The 21,514-nt window shown below is 40.1% G+C and carries 20 protein-coding genes; all 20 read right to left on the bottom strand.

What is annotated here, in order from left to right; translation table 11 throughout:
• Complete coding sequence (locus RM552_RS08440) at window positions 1–5,529, bottom strand: AAA domain-containing protein (RefSeq protein ID WP_311368384.1); 5,529 nt, start codon at window positions 5,527–5,529, stop codon at window positions 1–3.
• Complete coding sequence (locus tag RM552_RS08435) at window positions 5,529–6,815, bottom strand: M48 family metalloprotease (protein WP_311368383.1); 1,287 nt, start codon at window positions 6,813–6,815, stop codon at window positions 5,529–5,531. The genes RM552_RS08440 and RM552_RS08435 overlap by 1 nt, the downstream gene beginning before the upstream one ends.
• Window positions 6,816–6,932: 117 nt before the next feature.
• Window positions 6,933–7,571, bottom strand: coding sequence for a histidine phosphatase family protein (locus tag RM552_RS08430; RefSeq protein ID WP_311368382.1), 639 nt, complete (start codon window positions 7,569–7,571; stop codon window positions 6,933–6,935).
• A 41-nt stretch (window positions 7,572–7,612) separates the two neighbouring features.
• Entirely contained in the window at window positions 7,613–9,064 is a 1,452-nt protein-coding gene (locus tag RM552_RS08425) for a hypothetical protein (protein ID WP_311368381.1), read from the bottom strand.
• Window positions 9,065–9,255: 191 nt separating this feature from the next.
• On the bottom strand, window positions 9,256–9,492 hold the full coding sequence (locus RM552_RS08420) for a TIGR02647 family protein (RefSeq protein ID WP_311368380.1): 237 nt from the start codon (window positions 9,490–9,492) through the stop codon (window positions 9,256–9,258).
• 77 nt (window positions 9,493–9,569) lie between these two features.
• Window positions 9,570–10,049 (bottom strand): acyl-CoA thioesterase, encoded by a 480-nt coding sequence (locus RM552_RS08415; protein WP_311368379.1) that lies wholly within the window; start codon window positions 10,047–10,049, stop codon window positions 9,570–9,572.
• Between the two features lie 161 nt (window positions 10,050–10,210).
• A complete protein-coding gene (locus tag RM552_RS08410; RefSeq protein ID WP_311368378.1) occupies window positions 10,211–10,624 on the bottom strand; it encodes a F0F1 ATP synthase subunit epsilon in 414 nt (137 codons plus the stop codon).
• A 17-nt stretch (window positions 10,625–10,641) separates the two neighbouring features.
• A complete protein-coding gene (atpD, locus tag RM552_RS08405) occupies window positions 10,642–12,021 on the bottom strand; it encodes a F0F1 ATP synthase subunit beta (RefSeq protein ID WP_311368377.1) in 1,380 nt (459 codons plus the stop codon).
• Between the two features lie 33 nt (window positions 12,022–12,054).
• The gene (atpG, locus tag RM552_RS08400; protein ID WP_311368376.1) at window positions 12,055–12,915 is read right to left on the bottom strand and encodes a F0F1 ATP synthase subunit gamma; all 861 of its coding nucleotides are present in this window, start codon (window positions 12,913–12,915) and stop codon (window positions 12,055–12,057) included.
• Window positions 12,916–12,978: 63 nt separating this feature from the next.
• Complete coding sequence (gene atpA, locus RM552_RS08395; RefSeq protein ID WP_311368375.1) at window positions 12,979–14,520, bottom strand: F0F1 ATP synthase subunit alpha; 1,542 nt, start codon at window positions 14,518–14,520, stop codon at window positions 12,979–12,981.
• Window positions 14,521–14,532: 12 nt separating this feature from the next.
• On the bottom strand, window positions 14,533–15,066 hold the full coding sequence (gene atpH, locus RM552_RS08390) for a F0F1 ATP synthase subunit delta (protein WP_311368374.1): 534 nt from the start codon (window positions 15,064–15,066) through the stop codon (window positions 14,533–14,535).
• 12 nt (window positions 15,067–15,078) lie between these two features.
• The gene (gene atpF / locus RM552_RS08385; RefSeq protein ID WP_311368373.1) at window positions 15,079–15,549 is read right to left on the bottom strand and encodes a F0F1 ATP synthase subunit B; all 471 of its coding nucleotides are present in this window, start codon (window positions 15,547–15,549) and stop codon (window positions 15,079–15,081) included.
• A gap of 44 nt (window positions 15,550–15,593) precedes the next feature.
• A complete protein-coding gene (gene atpE / locus RM552_RS08380; protein ID WP_297348786.1) occupies window positions 15,594–15,818 on the bottom strand; it encodes a F0F1 ATP synthase subunit C in 225 nt (74 codons plus the stop codon).
• A gap of 52 nt (window positions 15,819–15,870) precedes the next feature.
• The gene (gene atpB / locus RM552_RS08375) at window positions 15,871–16,704 is read right to left on the bottom strand and encodes a F0F1 ATP synthase subunit A (protein WP_311368372.1); all 834 of its coding nucleotides are present in this window, start codon (window positions 16,702–16,704) and stop codon (window positions 15,871–15,873) included.
• A 96-nt stretch (window positions 16,705–16,800) separates the two neighbouring features.
• Window positions 16,801–17,190, bottom strand: coding sequence for an ATP synthase subunit I (locus tag RM552_RS08370; protein ID WP_311368371.1), 390 nt, complete (start codon window positions 17,188–17,190; stop codon window positions 16,801–16,803).
• Window positions 17,191–17,445: 255 nt separating this feature from the next.
• Window positions 17,446–18,378, bottom strand: a complete 933-nt coding sequence (locus RM552_RS08365; protein WP_311368370.1) for a hypothetical protein — start codon at window positions 18,376–18,378, stop codon at window positions 17,446–17,448.
• Window positions 18,379–18,382: 4 nt separating this feature from the next.
• Window positions 18,383–18,718, bottom strand: a complete 336-nt coding sequence (locus RM552_RS08360; protein ID WP_311368369.1) for a PadR family transcriptional regulator — start codon at window positions 18,716–18,718, stop codon at window positions 18,383–18,385.
• A gap of 291 nt (window positions 18,719–19,009) precedes the next feature.
• Window positions 19,010–19,930 carry a ParB/RepB/Spo0J family partition protein gene (locus tag RM552_RS08355; protein WP_311368834.1) on the bottom strand — a complete coding sequence of 307 codons (921 nt, stop codon included), beginning with the start codon at window positions 19,928–19,930 and terminating at the stop codon, window positions 19,010–19,012.
• A 58-nt stretch (window positions 19,931–19,988) separates the two neighbouring features.
• Window positions 19,989–20,762: a ParA family protein gene (locus RM552_RS08350; protein ID WP_311368368.1), complete on the bottom strand. Its 774-nt coding sequence runs from the start codon at window positions 20,760–20,762 to the stop codon at window positions 19,989–19,991.
• Window positions 20,763–20,862: 100 nt separating this feature from the next.
• Window positions 20,863–21,447, bottom strand: coding sequence for a 16S rRNA (guanine(527)-N(7))-methyltransferase RsmG (gene rsmG / locus RM552_RS08345; protein ID WP_311368833.1), 585 nt, complete (start codon window positions 21,445–21,447; stop codon window positions 20,863–20,865).
• Window positions 21,448–21,514: the final 67 nt, after the last annotated feature.

Below are 21,514 nucleotides of genomic sequence, written 5' to 3'. Positions count from 1 at the left end.
CTATTGTTGCTCATAGCCTTTACGCACTTTTTCACGAATTAGACGCTTGCGTTGTTGCTCTGCCTTTTTGTCAGAATCGTAAGACTTCGTTACTTTTTGGCCTTTTGTACCGGTGCGACCATAATGTAAGAGTAAATCGCGACCCTGCTGTGCAATATGCCAAAATTTATCGGATTTACCTTCTTTAAATACGAAACATTCATATACAATAATGTCGTCAGTTTGCTTGTTTTGGTTTTGATCTAATTTGGTATCCGCTTCTTTGTTTACCAGCGGGGTAACAAACTCTGGCATAGCAATAGTTTCAAATAAGGCCTCCTCACTTATCTCAGAATTAATCTCTTGAGTTTGTCGCAGCATTGTATGCTCAATATAAGCTATCACTTGTTCAGGCGACTGATGCCATGCGCTCGACATTATATCTACCACTCGCCAACCAAAAGCGCGCAAAATACTCGGTTTAAACACGTAACGCTCAAAACAAATACTCGCATTAGCAAGAACGTTTCCATCATTTTGTTTACTTTCTGCAGACCTTGAATCTAGCAAAATACCTAATTTATATTCTCCGGTTTTTTCATCAACAATGGCTATATCGCATCGAAAACTCGCGCTACCTACATAGGTTTCAAGCTTATGGCCACGAGCACTGAGTGCATCAACAATACTCGCTCTAAGTGCGTCTTGAGGAGGTTTTGCTGAAAACACATTTAATACATTGGGATTGACACTCGATAATGCCACACGACTTGCTGCTAAATCTTTTTGCTCTAGCGCCTCTGCGAAGGCTAGGAAGGTGCGTAAAGCAAATGCGCCGTCATTATGCGTATTAGTGATTGCAGACGATTTTATGCTAGAAACAACGGCCATGTGCTTGCGTGCACGACTGAAAATAACGTTCAAACGCTTTTCACCACCACGTTGATTTATGGGCCCAAAATTCATTAACATTTTGCCGTTTGGTCCAGGTGCATAGCAAATACTTAAGATAATAATATCGCGCTCATCTCCTTGAACATTTTCTAAGTTTTTGACAAATAAACCATTAAACTGTTCTTCGTCTTCACGCTGATATTCTTCTTCCAACAATCCCGCAAATTGAGGATCGTCATCTGCTAATTTATCGAGTGCATCTTCAATACAACTTTGTTGTGCTTCAGAAAATGCAACAATCCCAATGCTCTGGTTTTCTTCACCAATTAATAAGTCCCGCACCATGTTAGCAATTACATCCGCTTCTGCTTGATTAGAGCGCTTAAGATACAGTCCTTCTTTAATATAGTGATAACTAATGGGCTTGCATAGTAAACGTGAAACCCGCTCTTGCTCGTTTGTTTGGGTTGCTTCTGCATTAGTAGCAGCTAGGCTGACTTGATCTGGAATAGTAACTAACCGTCCATCGTAAAACGCCGCATTAGAAAAACTGATCAGTGCTTCTGAGCGGCTTCGATAATGCCAGGCCAGCAGCGTTGCAGGTAGATGTCGGGCCGCTTGAGATAAAAGACTGTCAGCGTCGAGAAGCACACTCAGCACTTCACCGTCTTCTTGTACTTCAATTTCCATGTCGTCGTCATCTACGCCCGACGAAAAGAAACTCGTCGGCGGCAATTGCATTTCGTCACCCACTACAATAAGTTGAGGCGCACGACAAAGTGCAGGAATACCATCTTCTACTGGAATTTGACTAGCTTCATCAAATATCACCACATCAAATAAATCTGGCTCTAAGGGTAGGGTATCTGATACTGACAAAGGGCTCATTAACCAAATTGGTTTCAGGTCACTAACCACAGCACCAGTTTCATCACTTGCCATGTCACGAATTGAGCGATAACGCATCGATTTACCAAACTCATGTTCAACTTCACGGCGGCCGGTATTATAGAGCTTCTTGAAGTTACGTTCTTTTTCATTAAGCTGCGACACCGATAAGGTTGAATGTCGTACATGCTGATTAAACAAATCGTGCCGTTGACTCACAATATTTTCTGCATTTTGTTCTAAAGCGATTTCTCTTGCCTTCGCAGATCTCATTACATAATTAGCTAAAGTAGGTAAATCGAAATTGCTCAACTCGGGGCGAGCAAAAAACGCTTTTTGAAGGGTCTCGTCAACTATAAGCGCCTGCATTTGCTCAACACTCGCATTGATATGACGCAGCACAAAACCCGTTCTGTTTTCAATATCAAAAGTAGATAATAAAAGCGGTAACAATCCGGGTAAATCGTCAAGTGATTCACGCATATCTCTAATCAATTCTTGCAGCTCAAAAAAGTCAGATTCTTTTATTGTTTGACCAACCTTTATAAAACTGTCTTCGCTCAATAACTCATACAAAATACTACTGAAGTCATTTGTAAGTGACGTAGCTTTTGCAATTGATTGTATTAACAGGCTACCTTCGTTATGATTTAACAAGGCATCTAACATTGGATCCCGCAAACGTTCAATTTCACAGTATTCCTTCAGCTCTGAGAGCGCCTCAAGCGATTTTGTTTGCAGACTTTGTTGCAGAGATTTTTCGGCCTTTTCATACTCTTTTTTAGCGCGATACAATTCGTCTAGCTTAACCAATACACTACTAATACTTGGTTTTACAGCATGGGCGGAAAAATCATACTGTGACAACACCGTTTTTTTAAGCGCGCGCCAATCACTACTAAACAAACGGAATATTGAGCTCTCTTTTTCATTTGCTAAAACCAGCGCATTATTAGTATCTTCAGCTGAAAAAGCTACTTTCCAATGAGCGGCAGCTTGTTGTTTCAGATCAACCACTTCTTGAAGCTGCGCCAGTTCTTTCATGCCCATGGCCAATTTACTTGCTTCTGAGGAATGACTATTAAACAAAGAAAGTAAATTATGTAGATTAAACTCTACCGCCTTTTCGCAAAGCGATGTTAATGCGCAGATTTTATCAAGGCTAATATTTACTTCAGGTTCGTCGTCACTCTTTGAGCTTTCGCTAATGGCATCAATGGAATCGAACATGTAATCGCCCAGCTCATCACTGAGTTTTTCAGCCTTTTGAATGCGTTCGCTGATTGCTCTAAAAGCATTATCTTGGGTAACTAAAGTTTCGTTTAATTTGCTATAAATCGAGCCGGCTAAAGCCTTATAGCCAAATTGTTGTTTAACACTTTGCGCGATGCGTTGAGCCAAAGGCTTATGTGTTTGCCAATGTGACATACTTGGCAGTAACTCACGTATTACCGCAGAATATTCGCTATCTAAACTGGGTAGGCTCATATGCTGCCGAATTAGACTACTAATGGATACAGCTTCGTTGTTATTACTCTGATTAAGAAGCCTGTCTAATGCTTCTATTTGAGCAAAATTCTCAGTGAATGCTTGTATGCTTCTTTCACGCTTAGCTTGATTTAATTCAAGGTTTGAGTGTTGCTCAAACCAAGTTTCGTATACTGCTTTTAAATCATGAATAAAGGGTTTTTTATCTTCTTGAATGTCATGAATAATACAGGCTAGTTTTTCAAGCCCAGCTTGTTTTAAGCGATTAAATACAACATCTAATGCAGCGCGTTTTTCACACACAAACAATACCCGTTTATTTTGCGCTGCAAAATCAGCAATTAAGTTGGTAATAGTTTGTGACTTTCCGGTACCAGGTGGCCCTTGAATGATAAAACTCTCGCCTTGTCGAGCCAGGGCTACCGCTTGGTCTTGTGTCATATCTGATGGCACAACATTCCACTGATTAGAAATGGGCAGCGCTGGAGGCAGAGATGGCTCTTGTTCTTTTGCTTCAATTGAAAAAAGTCTATCGAGGGATGTTAGCGAATCTGAATTGTCGATTAAAGCGGAATAGTCTCTCACCAATGACATTTTTTTGTAGTTAAAGTTTGCTAATGTAACTTCTGCCAAATCAATTTCCCAAGCATATTGGCTTGTATCATTTTTGTCTAAAACATAGGTGTCTGCGCCTACTTCAGAACCCGTCATAAAATCAGGTCTTGATTGTGTAGCTTCACCCAGAGCAGAACGCTGAGGTAATGCTTGCACCACAATATGTTTTTCAAAAATAGCACGGCCTAACGGCAGATAATTTTCGGCGTCGTAACTAAAATTAGCTAAAGAAGAAACACTTGGGGAGCGTTTACCTCTGCGTTTTTCAAATGCACGCAGTCGTTTTACGGCTTTCTGGTGTATGAGTCGAATCGAGGGTTGTTCTACCAAATCTAAGTTTACATCAGGTTCTGTTTGGGCAATTTGAGCGGCAATTTCAGTGTGTATTTGTGTAAGTGAAGTTTCTGCCAAATCGACTGATTCTGGCAAATTTATATCGTATAACTGTTTTAAATAATGACGAAGTGCGGGATTGAATTCGGCAATGGTATCTTGACAGTCGATCATATAATGATCTCGTACACCTTTTTTCTTTTTAACGTCGACACTTAACCATAATAATGGAGACGATATTTTGTCTTTTGGCGCTTCTTTTAAATTGTACCAATGTAAAAAACCAACCACTAATCGCAAGCTGCTAAAACCATACTCAGCTTTATCTTTTCTCGATTGCTGTATGAGTCGGTTAATAGCAGTAGGTAAATATGGTTGATCTTCAAAACGCAACCACGTGCCTAACGATTGTGGCTTTCCACTTAATATACTTTGCGAGAACTTCTTCTGCCAGGTGCATAATTGCTCCTTTCGTATAGACTCTAAACGCATCACCAAAGGTACGCTAGCAACTGTTAAATTGACACTGGCTTGACTCGCTTTAAAGTGTATAAGCCGATTACGTTTTGATAAATCAAATAAGCGGTCGCGTAAATTTGCGAGTATTGCTTCACGACGCGAAGGGATTTCTTTGATATTTTCGATTAGTTGCTCTGAATTAAAACGCCCTTGTTGGTCGCGGTAATTTTCTAAGCGTAATGCTAAAGCTGTGATATCCGATTCGCGATCATGACGATTGAGTGCTGTCATTCCCTCTATCATATTGGCTATTGCAGGGTGTAATCGAGGGTTTAAACGATACAAATTAGAACGATTTTGGGAAAAAGTTGATAAATCATTGTTATCGTTTAAATCGAGATTGCATGCTGCAGCAGCCATGATCAAACCTAGGTTGAATATATCGGTTAATTCATCATGGTGAGCGAGTTTATTTTCCCAAGACAAATAACCGGTGAGATAAATAGGTTTTTCAATTTTGTCTATGTCTGTATCGCGTTTTACATCTAAGTCTTCGATTTCTGCGCCAAATTCATGGCCTGATGTCACACTCAAATTACCAAGTACTTTTAATGCAGAATCGTTTTTAGCCTGCACTTTAGTCAACGCGCGCGGGTTAGTTTGCATTGAAAACCCGTCAGGATTGATTAAATATAAACTGCCATCTTGATGTTCAAAAATATTACGCGGATGCACTTTAGCGACTAAGTGCTGATTATGCAGATGAGCGATTTCACGCATCAAAGGGGCAAACATATGCACTAAATCGTTGTCGGGCAAAGCCCCATCAAATTTATCTAAGGCTTCTTCAAGGCTTGGTTTATGCTCCGACATTATTGTGCCGCCTTATGTTTAGCGTCTATTTGCAGATTTATTGCTAGTGAGCAAAGTTTGTCGGCCTTTCTCTTTGGAATTTTTAATACACTTTTTAATTTATTCTTGTACATGTCTAAAACATCTAATTTTGCTGCAACATCAGCGCCCTTGGTCAGTATTTCGTCGCTTTGCTCACGATCAGCAAAGGCTAGATCAAAAATTAGTGCAATAAAATAGTCTAAGATACTGTCGTCAAAATCACGCTCTTTTAGCGTATCTATATTGAGTACATCTTGATGCACATCCCAATCTGAAAAATACATCGAAAGTTGATTCTTAACTTCTTCGGTTTCAAACTCTGTCTCATTCAAGAAGTACCTAAAAAACCCTGAAGTGTCTCTACTTAACTGCTGTTGATCAAGCAAATCTAAGCTATGAATACTCAATTTACCTTTTAACTTTGAGAGTATCCAGGCGTCTAATTGTTCTGCGTTTGTAGCTATCGCCTGGCCCTCATTTGTTAGCTTTACAGCTGAATCTGTCGGCATCTCGATAGTTTGAATAGACTGCCATTTATCAACAAACAAGGCACGTAAGTAAGACTCGGGATGGCTTTTAGCATCGGAAATATTGCCTTTTTCATCTAGCTCTTTAGCTTGAGATAAAAACGCGTCAGGGGCTACGCTAGACAGGCCTGTCATTACTTTCACTAGCACGGCGATAGAATATCGATAATCTTGGGTAGCGACTACTGCGCCTCTATCAGCAAAAATTTCGGTATGGAGGCTAAATAATCGAGCGGTTTCATACAGGGCATTGTTGTGTGGCGCTTGAGCAACAGAATCCTCTAGCACTTGATGTGCAATTAAGTACCGACCTTCATCCATAGACCAAAGCAAAAAATGAGCTAATTCGTGACCCAACAAGGCTAAAAGCTCTAATTTTTCAAGCTTATCTATGAGTGCCCCAAACAATACAATATGAATCTCACCAGGGATATAATAAAGCGCGGCGTTCATAGCACCATCATTAGCTTGATATATTGTCACAGGAGCGTCAATACCCAACCTTTGCATCGCTAATTGGCAAAGCTCATACACGTTTGAATGGGACTCTGGTGTTAATCGATAGGTTTCTTTTAAAAGTGAATTACGCGTATTTTCAATGCTTTTCTCTAAAGTATCTAAATCAGAAAACCAGTGCCAAACTTTGGGTTCATTAACTTCAAGCCATTCACAAATATGCTGATGATATTGCAAGGCTTGCAAAATCGGTTTTGGTTTTTCTTGTGTAGAATCCGTCACTTTCTTGTTCAATCCTTTTACTGACTAGATAATATTTATTGAGCCAGTTAATTGTCACCTAATTTCCGTCCTAAATCCAATATCAACACAAGATGGTGGTCGAGCCCTTCAGATTTATTAAACAGCACCCGGCTTTGCATATTTTGTAAACGGTTGAACTTGAATAGCACTCAGATGTGAAACATCACAAAGTAACGGCATATCAGTATATTCTTGACTATTTATCCTACAGACACTGGTGTTTTGAATATCAGTACTTAATAAGATGTCAGGACTTATTTTGATTATCTCAGTTAATATACAGCGTATTACTAAGCCATGAGTCATAACCATTATACCGCTGTTTGCTTCTGCATTTGACGTATGATCGGTTAAATCAATAATGGTTTGCCATGCTAATTTGACCCGTTCAACAAATTGAGGATAAGACTCTCCATTCGGAGGATGATAGTCTTGTGCAAAAAAATCGGCTTTTATTTGATCGTAGTGCTGTCCTCGTAAATCGCCGAAGTTTCTTTCACGTAGCAAAGGCTCCAGCATTAACTTGCATTGTGTAAGTTTGTGCAAAGGTGTTGCTGTTGATAAAGTGCGCGCATAGTCACTGCAGACAATTTGCTCGATAGGTAATTGACTATAAGCTAATGCTAATGCGTCAGCTTGCTGTATCCCATGTGCTGTTAAAGGGGTATCGGGTGTTTGTACAATACGATTAATATTGCCATGTGTTTCTGCGTGACGGGTTAAATAAATCCACATTAGCTGCGTGTTCCAAACAACAAAGGGTTATTGTATAGGATCTAGGTTTTTTTCCACAAATTTTGTAAATCTTTGTATTCGAAAAACCCATAAGGATCCCAGTGACTGGGTATTAAGTCTAAATCTTTACGTTCTTCAAAATTTGAAACCAATTTCTTCAAAATAAGCTTTAAGCGCTCAGGATCGATTTTCTCGAGCATTTTTTTAGGCTCAGGGAAATACAAATTACTGTCTACATCGATTATTTTAACTTGCCCATTCCCGATAAAAGTCAGATTACGTGTTGCTACTCTACAGATAGGTTCGAAAGGATCAGAGGGGTTGAGTCCGGTCACAATAGCAAATTCATAACTATCGGAGAACGATCCATCTACTTCTAATGGTACATATGTAATTCCGAAACCTTGTGGGAAATGTCCAACAATGGCCAACAAACTATCTGCAGCAACTTTGCTAATGGCTGATTGTTTAGCGGCGTTCGCAATGACTAAGCCTGCTTTTGGTAAATCAGCTAAACTCTGTTTAGGTTTTGAAGAAAATATAAAAGAAGTGTAAATTTGCGGGACTTTGATCAAATTGCCTAAACCTAATTTAGGTTGCAATGCACCCATTAAAAGGGCTTGAAGTAACTTCATTCTTTGTTCTTGTTTTAAATTAAATTCGGTTCTCGCTTCTTTGGAATCGCCGACATAAAGTTCTACACCTAAGCCATGTACTATATATTCTAGGGTATGTTTATGGTTCACTTTTAGAAGTGTTACTCTTGCTACTTTTTCTAGTAACGCAAATTCATCTCGTTGACCATCTTCTCCCTTTAATATCCTCTGTGCTTCAGGATGAAGAAGGCCGACATCTTGGAAAATTGCTGCAATAATGATCGGAATAGCTATTTCTTCATGAAAACTAGTGAGCCCTTCACCTTCAGCACTATAACGTTCTGCCTCGACATAACGCGCTTGTAAGTATTGTAAATTGACCTGTTTGTCAGCCAAGAGTTTATCAAGTAAACGCATTGAAATTACTGCTTTATAAGCAGGTTTAAATCTCTGTTTTTCTTCTCTTACTCTCACGCCCTCTGTAGGGCATACCATTTGCAGAGTGCCCAACATTTTAGCACTATTGACTTGGGTCTTATCCCAATCACTGCCTTCTGAGAGTCTGATTAATTTTGCGCAAACTTCAAGTACCTGCCCGAGGCGTTTTAGTCTTAAATCTTGTTGTCGGGTCTTTTCTTCTCTATAAGCTTGTTTGGCACGGTTAAATTTCTTACGAAGTAGTTCAGTTGTTTTTTTAGTCGCCGTATTGAAGCTTGATTCCGCCTTTTCAAATTCTGTTTTTAAATTTCTTAATTGCGCTTTATCTTCTTGATAGTGTAGAAAAAATTGCTCCGCTTGTTCAAAAAGGGAATCCTTCTGAGGTGATTTGCTATGGATAATATTAACTAAATCAACAACTGATTTAGTATAAATAGAATGGCCGACAGAACCGTGCATATACCACCTTGGGTCAACAAGTAAATACTCTGCAGAGTGTTAACAGTTAAATTATAGGACAAACGTTCTTATAATGTAATAAAACGTCTGTCTGCCTTAACCTGTTTTAGATTTAAGAATATATATATATCGTTCTTATATACATAAACTTTAGACTAGTAAATCGTACGCTCAGTCTGACTTTAAATGGGCTAAGTATGTGTTAGTGCTGAAAAAATAACTTGTGCATGCCCTGCTAAGTCATGACCGAGATCGGTAAGATACCCACCGTCTGCTTGTGAAATGACGCCTTTGTCAAAAAGTCGTTGAGCTGCAGCTATTATTTCAGGCTCTGCATCGCCATGTATCTTAATCCCTTGCATCAGGCTTTTGTCAGGAAACTTAAGAATGAGGTTAAGTTCTTCTGCGAGATCTTTAGTAAACTGCATATAACTCTCTTTTTGTTATTAATTATCACCTTATGTAGCTTAACCTGAACTTTGCATAAGAGAAAGCCTTAACAGGGCTATTTCCAGCCTAAAGTTTGCTCAAAGTCTTTGTCTAATTTTTTGGCAAAGTCCTTGGCATGAATAGCTACTTTTTCTAATTTTTTATCTTCATCACTCACAGGTTCATAATGAGGAACTTCTACAGGATAACCTGCTTCATCCATTGCCATGAAACTTATAAAACAACGGTTAGTAACCGTAATATTATCTTGTTTAGGGTCACCGGCTCGCACAACTACATATATGTGCATGCTGGTGTTGCCAGTATGCACAATACGCGCATCTACACTTACCATTTGCCCTACCAATATTGGCCTGATAAACCGAATTGCGTTTGCGGATACCGTTACACAATAACGTTTACTCCATTGAGCAGCGCAAGCATAGGAGGCCTGGTCAATCCATTTCATGACCATACCGCCATGCACTTTGCCGCCAAAATTAACATCTGTTGGCTCGGCTAAAAAGCGGAATTCTATTTCGTTATTGGCAGACATATGATTTCTCCTTAAGAGAATGTTTTAATGCTTAATCGTCTGTAGATTAAAATATTTGAGGTGAAATATACAGCGTTGAATTATTGTCTGACGTGAATAAAAAAAGGGGGCAGTGTAAAAGACTCTAATAGAGTAATTTACACTGCCCCCTTTTTTGATACTTATTTCTTTATTTTTTGTATTAAACGCAGCTGTGCAATTGCCTCAGCTAGTTCAATTGCCGCTTCAGCATAATTGAAGTCAGCACCACCTTGAGCGATTCTTTCTTCTGCATGCTTTCTGGCTTCTTCAGCTGCCGACTCATCAAGATCTTCAGCACGAACAGCCGTGTCAGCTAGAACAGAAACAGAATGAGGCTGTACTTCTAAAATACCGCCAGCAACATAAATGAGTTCTTCTTCACCATGCTGTTTAACTACTCTAACCATGCCAGGCTGCAAAGTAGTAATCAAAGGCGCATGACCAGGATGTATTCCTAATTCACCTTCACTACCGGTTACTTGGATAGTTTCAACGCGACCTGAGAAGATCTCAGTTTCAGCACTTACTACGTCCAAGTGTGTCGTCATAGCCATGATTGGTCCCCTTTTTACTACTTAGATTTCTCTAAGGCTTCGTCTATTGAACCAACCATATAAAAAGCTTGTTCTGGAAGACTATCGTATTCACCGTCTAATATGCCCTTGAAGCCACTGATGGTGTCTTTAAGTGAAACATATTTACCCGGAGAACCGGTAAAGACTTCTGCTACGAAGAAAGGTTGTGACAAGAAACGCTGAATTTTACGAGCACGTGATACTACTTGCTTGTCTTCTTCAGATAACTCGTCCATACCTAATATCGCAATGATATCTTTAAGCTCTTTATATCGCTGTAATACAGACTGAACACCACGTGCTACGTCATAATGCTCTTGACCAATAACTAGTGGGTCTAGCTGACGAGATGTAGAATCAAGTGGGTCAACCGCAGGATAAATACCTAATGAAGCGATATCACGAGACAATACAACCGTTGCATCCAAGTGAGCAAAAGTCGTAGCTGGTGATGGATCGGTCAAATCATCCGCTGGTACGTATACCGCTTGGATTGAGGTAATCGAACCTGTCTTAGTTGAAGTAATACGTTCTTGTAGTACACCCATTTCTTCCGCTAAGGTTGGCTGATAACCAACCGCTGACGGCATACGACCAAGTAGTGCAGATACTTCTGTACCAGCTAGGGTATAACGATAGATGTTATCTACGAAGAAAAGTACATCACGTCCTTCATCACGGAATTTTTCAGCCATTGTTAAGCCCGTTAGTGCAACACGTAAACGGTTTCCAGGTGGCTCGTTCATTTGACCGTAAACCAATGATACTTTATCTAGTACGTTTGATTCGTTCATTTCGTGATAAAAATCGTTACCCTCACGAGTACGCTCACCAACACCGGCAAATACTGAGTATCCGCTGTGCTCGATTGCGATGTTACGAATCAATTCCATCATGTTTACAGTTTTACCAACACCGGCACCACCAAACAAGCCAACTTTACCACCTTTAGCGAAAGGACATACCAGGTCGATAACCTTGATACCCGTTTCTAGTAGTTCAATTGAGCTAGATTGATCTTCATAACTTGGTGCTTCACGGTGAATAGACATACGTTCTTCTTCACCAATAGGGCCGGCTTCGTCGATAGGGTTACCTAACACGTCCATGATACGGCCAAGTGTGGCTGTACCCACAGGCACTTGAATAGCAGCCCCTGTGTTTTTAACGCTTAAATTACGACGTAAACCATCGGTTGTACCCATTGCAATTGAACGAACGACACCGCCACCCAATTGTTGTTGTACTTCCAGGGTTAAGCCCGTTAAGTCACCTTCGGTCACTTGTAGTGCGTCATACACTCTTGGAACTGATGATTGTGGAAACTCGATATCCACAACAGCGCCAATTATTTGGACGACCTTACCTTGACTCATAATTTGTCCTCTTAAACTTTAAATGTTCTTTACCTAAACAGCAGCTGCGCCAGAAACGATTTCACTTATTTCTTGTGTAATCGCGGCTTGGCGAGCCTTGTTGTATACCAATTGCAAATCATCAATAAGGTTACCAGCATTGTCGGTAGCGGCTTTCATTGCTACCATTCGCGCCGCTTGCTCTGACGCGATGTTTTCTACAACACCCTGATAAACTTGAGATTCTATATAACGCACCATTAACTGTTCCAAAATGTCTTTTGGATCAGGTTCGTATATATAATCCCAGCGATGCTTTAATTCTTCATCTTCTGATTTAGGCAAAGGCAATAATTGATTGATTTTCGGTTCTTGTGTCATTGTGTTCACAAAGTCGTTATATACAAGAAATACCTTGTCTAATTCGCCTTTGTCATATGCATCTAGCATGACACGAACAACACCCACAACATCACTTACGCTTGGCTTATCACCTAGACCCGATTCAGCAGCCATTACATTGCCGCCAAAACGACTAAAAAAGGCAACTGCTTTCGATCCAAGAGCGGCAAAATGCAAGCCTACTTCTTGTTCTTGATAAGCTTTAACTTGTTGTGTTACCAACTTAAATTCGTTGGTATTTAAGCCACCACATAAACCACGGTCAGTAGAAACAACAATGAATCCTACATTTTTGACTTCACGCTCTTCCAAATAAGGATGGCGATATTCCAAACTACCATTGGCTATGTGACCAATCACTTTTAGCATATTTTGCGCATAAGGACGGCCAGAGCTCATTCTATCTTGAGCTCGCTTCATTTTTGAAGCTGCAACCATCTCCATTGCACTGGTAATTTTTTGAGTATTTTTGATACTCCCAATCTTACCTTTTATCTCTTTTCCGCTAGCCATGAATATTCTCCACTTGCCTGATATTACTCAACGTGGCGCCAACAAAAGTTGATGCCCACTGAATTACCACGTTTGTGTTGATTTAAACGTATCAAACGCTGTTTTCAACTGTGATTCAATGTCGTCGTTGTAGTTACCAGTGTCGTTAATGGTTTTCATTAGCTCAGCATTTTCGTTGTTCATATACGAATGTAGGGCCGCTTCAAAATCAAGAACTTTGTTAAGTTCAATATCTTTCAAATAGCCTTTTTCAGCCGCGAACAAAGAAACCGACGTTTCTGCAACCGACAAAGGTGCATACTGATTCTGTTTCATAAGCTCAGTTACACGTTCACCATGCTCTAACTGCGCACGCGTTTCCGCATCAAGATCTGATGCAAATTGCGAGAATGCTGCTAATTCACGATACTGTGCAAGTGCTAGACGAATACCACCGCCTAATTTCTTAACAATTTTAGTTTGCGCTGCACCACCAACTCGAGATACCGAAATACCTGCGTTAACTGGCGGACGAATACCTGCATTAAATAAGTCAGACTCTAGGAATATCTGACCATCTGTAATCGAAATTACGTTAGTAGGTACGAAGGCAGATACGTCACCGGCTTGGGTTTCGATAATCGGCAATGCCGTTAACGAACCAGTTTTCCCTTTAACTTCACCGTTTGTGTATTTTTCAACATACACATCGTTTACACGAGCAGCACGCTCTAATAAACGTGAGTGAAGATAGAAAACGTCACCAGGATATGCTTCACGACCTGGAGGACGTTTAAGCAACAAAGATACCTGACGATAAGCTACCGCTTGTTTTGATAAATCATCATATACGATGAGTGCGTCTTCGCCGCGGTCGCGGAAATATTCACCCATTGTACAGCCAGAATATGGCGCCAAGTATTGAAGTGCAGCAGACTCTGAAGCAGAAGCCGCAACGATAATGGTATGATCCATCGCACCGTGCTCTTCAAGCTTTCGAACCACGTTAGCGATAGTAGATGCCTTTTGGCCTATCGCTACGTATACACATTTAACACCTGTTCCTCTTTGGTTGATAATGGCATCAACGGCTAGAGCAGTTTTTCCTGTTTGGCGGTCACCAATGATTAACTCACGCTGACCACGACCGATTGGTATCATCGAATCCACAGACTTATAGCCTGTTTGTACAGGTTGGTCGACCGATTGACGCTCAATTACGCCAGGTGCAATTTTTTCAACGGCTTCAAAAGCTGCTGCTTCAATTGCGCCTTTACCATCGATAGGTTCACCAAGTGTGTTTACAACACGACCAAGTAGACCTGGACCAACAGGTACTTCTAAAATACGACCGGTTGATTGTACTTTTGTACCTTCTTGAAGATCCGCATATGGACCCATTACAACCGCACCTACAGAATCTCGTTCTAAGTTAAGTGCGATAGCGTAACGGCTACCCGGAAGTTCAATCATTTCACCTTGCATAACGTCGGCTAGGCCGTGTATGCGAATAATACCGTCAGTTACACCGACGATAGTACCTTCATTACGAGCTTCACTAGCTACATCAAACTTCTCAATTCGTTTCTTGATCAGTTCTGCAATTTCAGTGGAATTAAGTTGCATGCTCTTTATCCCCTATGCTTGCAACGCGTCTGTTAGACGGTTCAATTTTGAGTGTACGGAACCATCTATTACTGTATCACCGGCTTTAATTATTACACCAGCGACCAATGTAGGATCCACGTTACAAATAAGCTTCACTTTACGTGCTAATCGTTTCTCTAGCGCCGCACTCATTTTCGTTACCTGTACTTTAGTGAGTTTTTTAGCAGACGTAACGTCTACATCAATCTCTTTATCATATTCTGCTTTGAGAATATTGAACTGGCTCGAAATATCAGGCAATGCAGATAAACGATTATTTTCAGCCAAAACTTGTATAAAATTCTGACCATGAGTGTTGAGTTGTTCAGCACAAATACTGTTAAACAATTCAGCAAGTTTTTCAGGCGCTAACACACTGGCTAGTATGTTTCGCATTTCGTCGTTAATAGCGACCTCTGCTGCAAACACTAGCATCTCTTGCCATTTAGCAATATCAGCCTTCTCAACCGCAAAATCAAAAGCGGCTTTGGCATAAGGGCGAGCGACGGTTGTCAATTCAGACATTGCTCATCTCCCTTATAATTCAGCGACAAGTTTTTCAACAATGTCGTTCTGTGCCGCAGCATCTATTTCTCGCTCAAGAATTTTTTCTGCACCAGCAACTGCTAGAGCAGATACTTGTTTGCGTAAATCTTCTTTAGCGCGATTGCGTTCAGCTTCAATTTCGGCGTAACCTTGCGCGATAATTTTTTCGCGTTCGGTGTGACCACGTTGCGTTTCTTCATCAACAAGTTGATTTGCACGCTTTTTAGCTTGCTCAACAATCTCAGCTGCTTGCTGCTTAGCTTCTTTAAGCTGCTTGGTTGCTGCTTCTTGAGCAAGTTCAAGGTCTTTTTCAGCACGTTCAGATGCCGCTAAACCATCAGCAATGGTTTTTTGACGTTCTTGTATGGCTGCCATTAATGGCGGCCAAACGTACTTCATGCAAAATGCTACAAAAACAGCAAATGCAAATAACTGACCAATTAGAGTAGCGTTCATGTTCATGGCGACTCTCCTTATTTAATGTTTACTAAACCAAAGTTTGGTTATTAACCAAGACCTACCGCAAACAATAGATATAGAGCGATACCAACACCGATCATGGCGATTGCATCGATTAGACCCGCTACGATAAACATTTTTACTTGAAGTTGTGGTGCTAGCTCAGGCTGACGAGCAGCTGATTCTAGGAACTTACCCCCAAGAATACCGAAACCAATAGCGGTACCTAGGGCACCCATACCGATTAGTAGTGCAACTGCGATTGCGATCATTGTGTATCTCCGATTTTAGTTAAGTTTAAAGTTTATAAATGTAAAACTAGGTTTAATGGTCTTCACTTGCCAAGCTTAAATACACAATGGTTAACATCATGAATATAAACGCTTGAAGAGGGAGTACCAACAAATGGAATACTGCCCAAGGGAAATGCAGGAATACTTGCACATAACCAAGGGTAGCAATAAGAATAAATATCAATTCACTCGCATATAGGTTTCCGAATAAACGTAGTGCAAGTGACAAAGGCCTAGCAAACAAAGTCACCAATTCTAGCACTAAGTTAACTGGAATAAATGCCCAGTGATTGAAAGGGCTCATGCTAAGTTCTTTGGCAAAGCCGCCGATGCCCTTCATTTTTATTGAATAGTAAATAATGAGTACGAAAACGCCCAAAGCTAGCGCAAAGGTCAGATTTAAATCAGTGGTAGGTACAAACTTAGCGTACACATCATGTGAATCCATACCATAGGCTGTTTCGCCCACTAACCCAGCAATAGCGGGTAATACATCAACGGGTACTAAATCCATAAGGTTCATTAATAAAACCCAAACAAAAATAGTTAACGCTAACGGCGCTATTAGTGCGCTTTTACCATGGTAAGTGCTTGTCACATTGTCTTGTACAAACTCTATAACGATTTCTACAAAGGCTTGAAACTTTGAAGGAACACCTGTTGTTGCTTTTTTTGCAGTGCGACGAAAAAGAAAAAGAAATATTAAACCCAAAACAATAGACACAGCTAATGTGTCGACATGTACCGCCCAAAAACCAGCATCACCACAGGCCTTATTGAAAGCAATTTCGCCGTCAACCGAGCACATGGTAGCGTTAGTTAAATGGTGTTGGATATATTCTGTAGTGGTATATTCAGATGCCATTGTTAAACCCAAATTGTGTAATTTATAAATCTTTTCATTTTACTGGCGAATTGTCATTAAGACTTTATTCTTAGAAAGAAAACGAACACTTATCCATTATTCTTTCAACCAGAACATAGCTAACCACTGGCTAACCATGATTATTGCGTATGCACCTAATAAGGGAAGCGGATGCACGTTAAGTTGAAAAAACGCAATAACAAAAAACATACTGGTCAATAGCAGTTTTATTTTCATGCCTTGACTAAAACTTTGCGCCACTAACTCATTTTTAGAAGCGCCTGCAAACCGGAAAACCCAGTAAGCAAAAATACTATGCGGTACTATGAAACTTAAACAGCCAAGCAAACTGGCAATGACATATTCAACTTGCACAAGTGCTACGAAAGAAAGCAGTATTACGGCCACCAACAACTGAAATAAAATGCCTTTTAATGCCAATTTTTTTCCAGAGCTTCCTATGGGCTTCTTTGCGCTTTTTTTCAAGTCTTTGCACCTATTTTGAGCATACCCAACCCAAAAGCGTGTGCAGTATACTGTTATATGCGAAAAATTCAACCATATGCGCCGATTATTAAGGGATAATTGAAGTCTGTTTTCCTATTATTTGGTGACCTTACACTGCGCATTTTTGTTGTTTTATTAAAAAACATCTTAGTTATCAGATAACGCTTCAGCTAAAGCTCGGATTTTTCAAACAAATAGAACAACAAAAAGAGTAGCGCACGCGATAGATATAAATCACAACTTAAACCACTTACGAATCAATGAAACAGTAATCAAAGTGAAAATAAATACCCCAAACAACCAACCATATGTAAATAATCCTTCAATAATTCGGTTTAAATCGGAAGCTTGTGGATTATGCACAACTACAAGTGCGGGTTGCGTCCATAAATACAGCATTGTTGCTATATAGACCAAATATTCTGCCACATATACTGCCAAAGAAGTTCTCGTCCAATAACGTTTGTTAATTCTGTAAACTGCAGAGATTAAAGAATAAGATACAAGAACGGATAAAATGATACGCCACGCTTGCATGTCAGGAGCAAAACCTAAAATTAGTTTTTCATAGCTTATTGGGTCCATCCAAATGGGTGTAGAAAACATCATCAACGCAAAAACACTAGTGGCAATTTCAGATACAGAGTCTGACTTGCTTATTATTTGAGCATTAGCTTTTGGCAAAGATTCAGGTGACCATTTAGGATAACGCCATTTATTTAAATAACCGTTTTTACCAGCGAAGTAAAAGCTAGTAGTAACAACAATTAATACCAAACCTATATTGTCAAGAAAACTTCCGAGCGCTACGAACAAATAAGCAAAAGCGTTGACACTTTGTTCTTCAAATAAATAATTCCCCGCTGTTAATATGGCGTAGCAAAATAGGAAAATAAGCGCTTTGATCATTGCTGACTTATATAAGGGCATATCCTCACTAGCTACTAGTGGAGAGAGCGGTGAATAAGCCTGCGCCACTTTTTGAGGATGCCCTTGGCGTTTGAGCAAAGCAGATACCTCTGTAATATCAAGATCTTTAGCTTTATCATTTTGCTTTGCTTCTATTTCGTCCATAATATTGGCACGTAATTCACGCGAAATATCACCTTTTTTGCCTTTTGGTAAATAATACTCAACGGCTTGCATATAACGGTCTACTAATTCCATTAGCTTATTCTCCTGTCACTAAAATATTCAATAAACTCTGATTCAAACTTTGCCAATCAGCGGTAAGTTGTTCTAAGACTTCACTGCCCATTTCGGAAAGTTTGTAATACCGGCGCTCTCGTCCCTCTGCGTGTTTCCATTCACTGTCTAATAACTGTTGGTCGGCTAACCTTCTAATTAGGGGATACAGAGTGCCTTCATCGATATCTATGCCCGCTTCGTTAAGATGTTTGCGGAGTGAATATCCGTATTGAGGTGTTTTACTGGCACCTAATACCGCCAGAATAAGCACACCTCTGCGCAACTCTAAACGTAATTTGTGTTTGCGTTCCTCTGACATTTTTCATCCTATCTTGAGCGTCCATTAGTGCATTTAAGTAGTCAACTTAAATGCAAACATCTGTACTGTGTATTGTATTATGCATCTTACTATGTGTCGCACACTGTACAATACACAGTATTTATACTATGCAACATACAGTAATAAAGCAAGGTTTATTTTTAGTCTTAAATGAGAATTACGTTTTAGCAAAATACCAACAAGGTATACTACCGTTTGTTATAGGCAACATATTGTTGATATGGGAATTTTCTCAATGAACAGACAATGCTACTCAGCGAGAGTAATCGCTTAGTCTTGCTCAGGCAGGTTTATGTGAGCCAAAATACCATCTAAGTGTGCCAAATCAGAAAAGTTGATAACCACCTTTCCTTTGCCTTTGGCATTATGATCTATCCTAACTTGAGTACCAAATGTTTCAGATAAACGAGTTTGTAATCTAACCACGTCTGGATCAGGTTTTTTAGACGCTGAAGGTGATTGCTTGTCGACCTCAATCGACTTTTTCACCAAAGCCTCTGTTTGTCGTACGGTGAGCCCTTGCTCAGCGACTTGCTTGGCAAGTTCAGATTGCTCATCGCCATCTATCGCTAATAATGCTCTAGCATGGCCCATTTCAATGTCACCATGCTCTAACAAGGTTTTTACCGAAGTTTGTAAACCATTTAATCGTAATAAATTAGATACTGTCGCGCGTGATTTGCCAACCGCATCGGCAACCTGTTGATGAGTTAAATTAAATTCAACCATTAAGCGGTCTAAGGCTTGCGCTTCTTCCATCGCATTAAGATCTTCACGCTGAATATTTTCTATTAAAGCAATCGCAACCGCTGCATCGTCAGGAATGTCTTTGACTAAACAAGGAACTGTGTCTAACTCGGCAATTTGAGCTGCTCTCCAGCGGCGTTCTCCAGCAATGATCTCATATTTATTTTCGCCAATCGCGCGCACGACTATAGGCTGTATAATACCTTGTGATTTAATTGAAGCCGCTAGCTCTTCAAGAGCTTCATTTGCCATATCTTTACGCGGTTGATATTTACCTGGTTGCAAATACTCAATAGCGATCTTTTTTAGTTCGTTTTCGCCAGCGCTACCAACTTCTTGCCCCAAGCTCGCATTTGCGTCTTTTGTTTGTTTGTCTGCAACACTTTTACTTGTTGCTAAAAGTGCGTCTAAACCCCTACCAAGTCCTTTCGTTTTTGGTGCCATCATTTAACCCCGATGTTTTAATTTTTATCGCGTTTTTATTTTTTCTAATTACCAAACGTCATTTTTCTTTTTTCTGTCGACGCAAAATTTCACCCGCTAAAGCTAAATAAGCCTTTGCACCGTTTGACGTTTTGTCATAATACATAGCTGGTTCGCCATGTGATGGAGCTTCTGCCAACCGCACATTTCTAGGAATCACTGTCCTGTAAACCTGATCGCCAAAATAACGCTTTAATTGTTCTGACACATCGTTAGCGAGGCGGTTTCTAGGATCGTACATGGTGCGAAGCACACCTTCAATTTTTAACGCTGGATTGACAACCGACGCTAACTTCTCAATGGTGTCCATTAATGCTGTAACGCCCTCTAAAGCATAATATTCACACTGCATAGGCACCAAGACAGAATCTGAAGCAGCTAAGGCATTTACCGTCAATTGGTTCAACGAAGGCGGACAGTCTATAAAAATATAGTCGTAATTAGCGCGTATTTTCTCTAAAGCGTTTCTGAGCCTGACTTCACGAGCAAATACTTCCATGAGTTTTATTTCTGCCGCAGTTACATCTGAGTTGCCAGCGATTAAATGGTACTTACCAGAAGTTTCAGTAATGATGACTTCTTCAGGAGGCTTTTCTTCTATTAACAGCTCATAACATGTGTTTTCAACATTATACTTGTCGACACCGCTACCCATAGTAGCATTACCTTGAGGGTCAAGGTCAATCAACAACACTTTGCGTTTAGTTGCGGCCATTGATGCAGCAACATTGACTGCGGTTGTTGTTTTACCAACCCCCCCTTTTTGATTCGCTATTGATATGACTCTCGCCAAAGTATTGCCATCCTATATGTTGTGAATAATGTCATGAATCATTTAAAATTTAATGTCGTCACAAATACCGTGCTAATAGCTAGTGCTTGCTATACATGCATTAATTTTTGGCGACCACGACTAAATGCCTTTCACCATTCAGTGATGGTATCAAAAGTGGGATGCTTTGTACTAGTTTAAATTGTTCAGGAATTTGATTGAGCTCTTCTTCATGCAGTTGGCCCTTTAATGCCAAAAATTGACCTTTGCCGTCAATTAGGTGCGAACACCACTGCAGCATATCATTTAGCGAAGCGAAAGCTCTACTAAGTACGCCGTCATATGGCTGATTTACAAGTACTTTTTCTACTCTGTTTTGTATAGGCAAGATGTTTTCAATATTGAGTTCATGAGCCGCTTGTTTTATAAATCGTATGCGTTTACCCAAAGAATCAATCAGATGAAAGGTTTTATCCGGATTCATTATCGCCAAAGGAATACCGGGTAAACCAGGTCCAGTACCAACGTCAGCAAAAAGCTCACCTTTTAAATAGGGGCTTACTACAATAGAGTCAAAGATATGTTTAACAAGCATTTGTTCAGGCTCACGGACAGCACTTAAGTTATATGCTTTATTCCATTTGTGCAGCAGGAGCACAAAATCAATGAGCTTATGTTGTTGTTCGTGACTCACTAAAAATGGCAAAGAGGCAGCTAAATTAGTGAATTGTTTGTGTAATTCTGTTGCAAGTGGATTTTGCTCAGAAGGGCGA

The sequence above is a fragment of the Glaciecola petra genome (assembly GCF_031846345.1).
GTDB classification, from domain to species: Bacteria; Pseudomonadota; Gammaproteobacteria; order Enterobacterales; family Alteromonadaceae; genus Glaciecola; species Glaciecola petra.
Note: the sequence above shows the minus strand (reverse complement) of the source record. Positions and strands in the feature narration are given on the sequence as shown.

Coding starts and splice junctions, on each gene's coding strand:
- RM552_RS08430 (WP_311368382.1), bottom strand. CDS start 7,571: ATGTGGATTTATTTAACCCGTCACGCAGAAACACATGGCAATATTAAT.
- RM552_RS08440 (WP_311368384.1), bottom strand. CDS start 5,529: ATGTCGGAGCATAAACCAAGCCTTGAAGAAGCCTTAGATAAATTTGAT.
- atpD (WP_311368377.1), bottom strand. CDS start 12,021: ATGAGTCAAGGTAAGGTCGTCCAAATAATTGGCGCTGTTGTGGATATC.
- RM552_RS08425 (WP_311368381.1), bottom strand. CDS start 9,064: ATGCACGGTTCTGTCGGCCATTCTATTTATACTAAATCAGTTGTTGAT.
- RM552_RS08410 (WP_311368378.1), bottom strand. CDS start 10,624: ATGGCTATGACGACACACTTGGACGTAGTAAGTGCTGAAACTGAGATC.
- atpF (WP_311368373.1), bottom strand. CDS start 15,549: ATGAACATGAACGCTACTCTAATTGGTCAGTTATTTGCATTTGCTGTT.
- atpH (WP_311368374.1), bottom strand. CDS start 15,066: ATGTCTGAATTGACAACCGTCGCTCGCCCTTATGCCAAAGCCGCTTTT.
- RM552_RS08415 (WP_311368379.1), bottom strand. CDS start 10,049: ATGTCTGCCAATAACGAAATAGAATTCCGCTTTTTAGCCGAGCCAACA.
- RM552_RS08420 (WP_311368380.1), bottom strand. CDS start 9,492: ATGCAGTTTACTAAAGATCTCGCAGAAGAACTTAACCTCATTCTTAAG.
- atpG (WP_311368376.1), bottom strand. CDS start 12,915: ATGGCTAGCGGAAAAGAGATAAAAGGTAAGATTGGGAGTATCAAAAAT.
- RM552_RS08365 (WP_311368370.1), bottom strand. CDS start 18,378: ATGGAATTAGTAGACCGTTATATGCAAGCCGTTGAGTATTATTTACCA.
- RM552_RS08360 (WP_311368369.1), bottom strand. CDS start 18,718: ATGTCAGAGGAACGCAAACACAAATTACGTTTAGAGTTGCGCAGAGGT.
- atpE (WP_297348786.1), bottom strand. CDS start 15,818: ATGATCGCAATCGCAGTTGCACTACTAATCGGTATGGGTGCCCTAGGT.
- RM552_RS08355 (WP_311368834.1), bottom strand. CDS start 19,930: ATGGCACCAAAAACGAAAGGACTTGGTAGGGGTTTAGACGCACTTTTA.
- atpA (WP_311368375.1), bottom strand. CDS start 14,520: ATGCAACTTAATTCCACTGAAATTGCAGAACTGATCAAGAAACGAATT.
- atpB (WP_311368372.1), bottom strand. CDS start 16,704: ATGGCATCTGAATATACCACTACAGAATATATCCAACACCATTTAACT.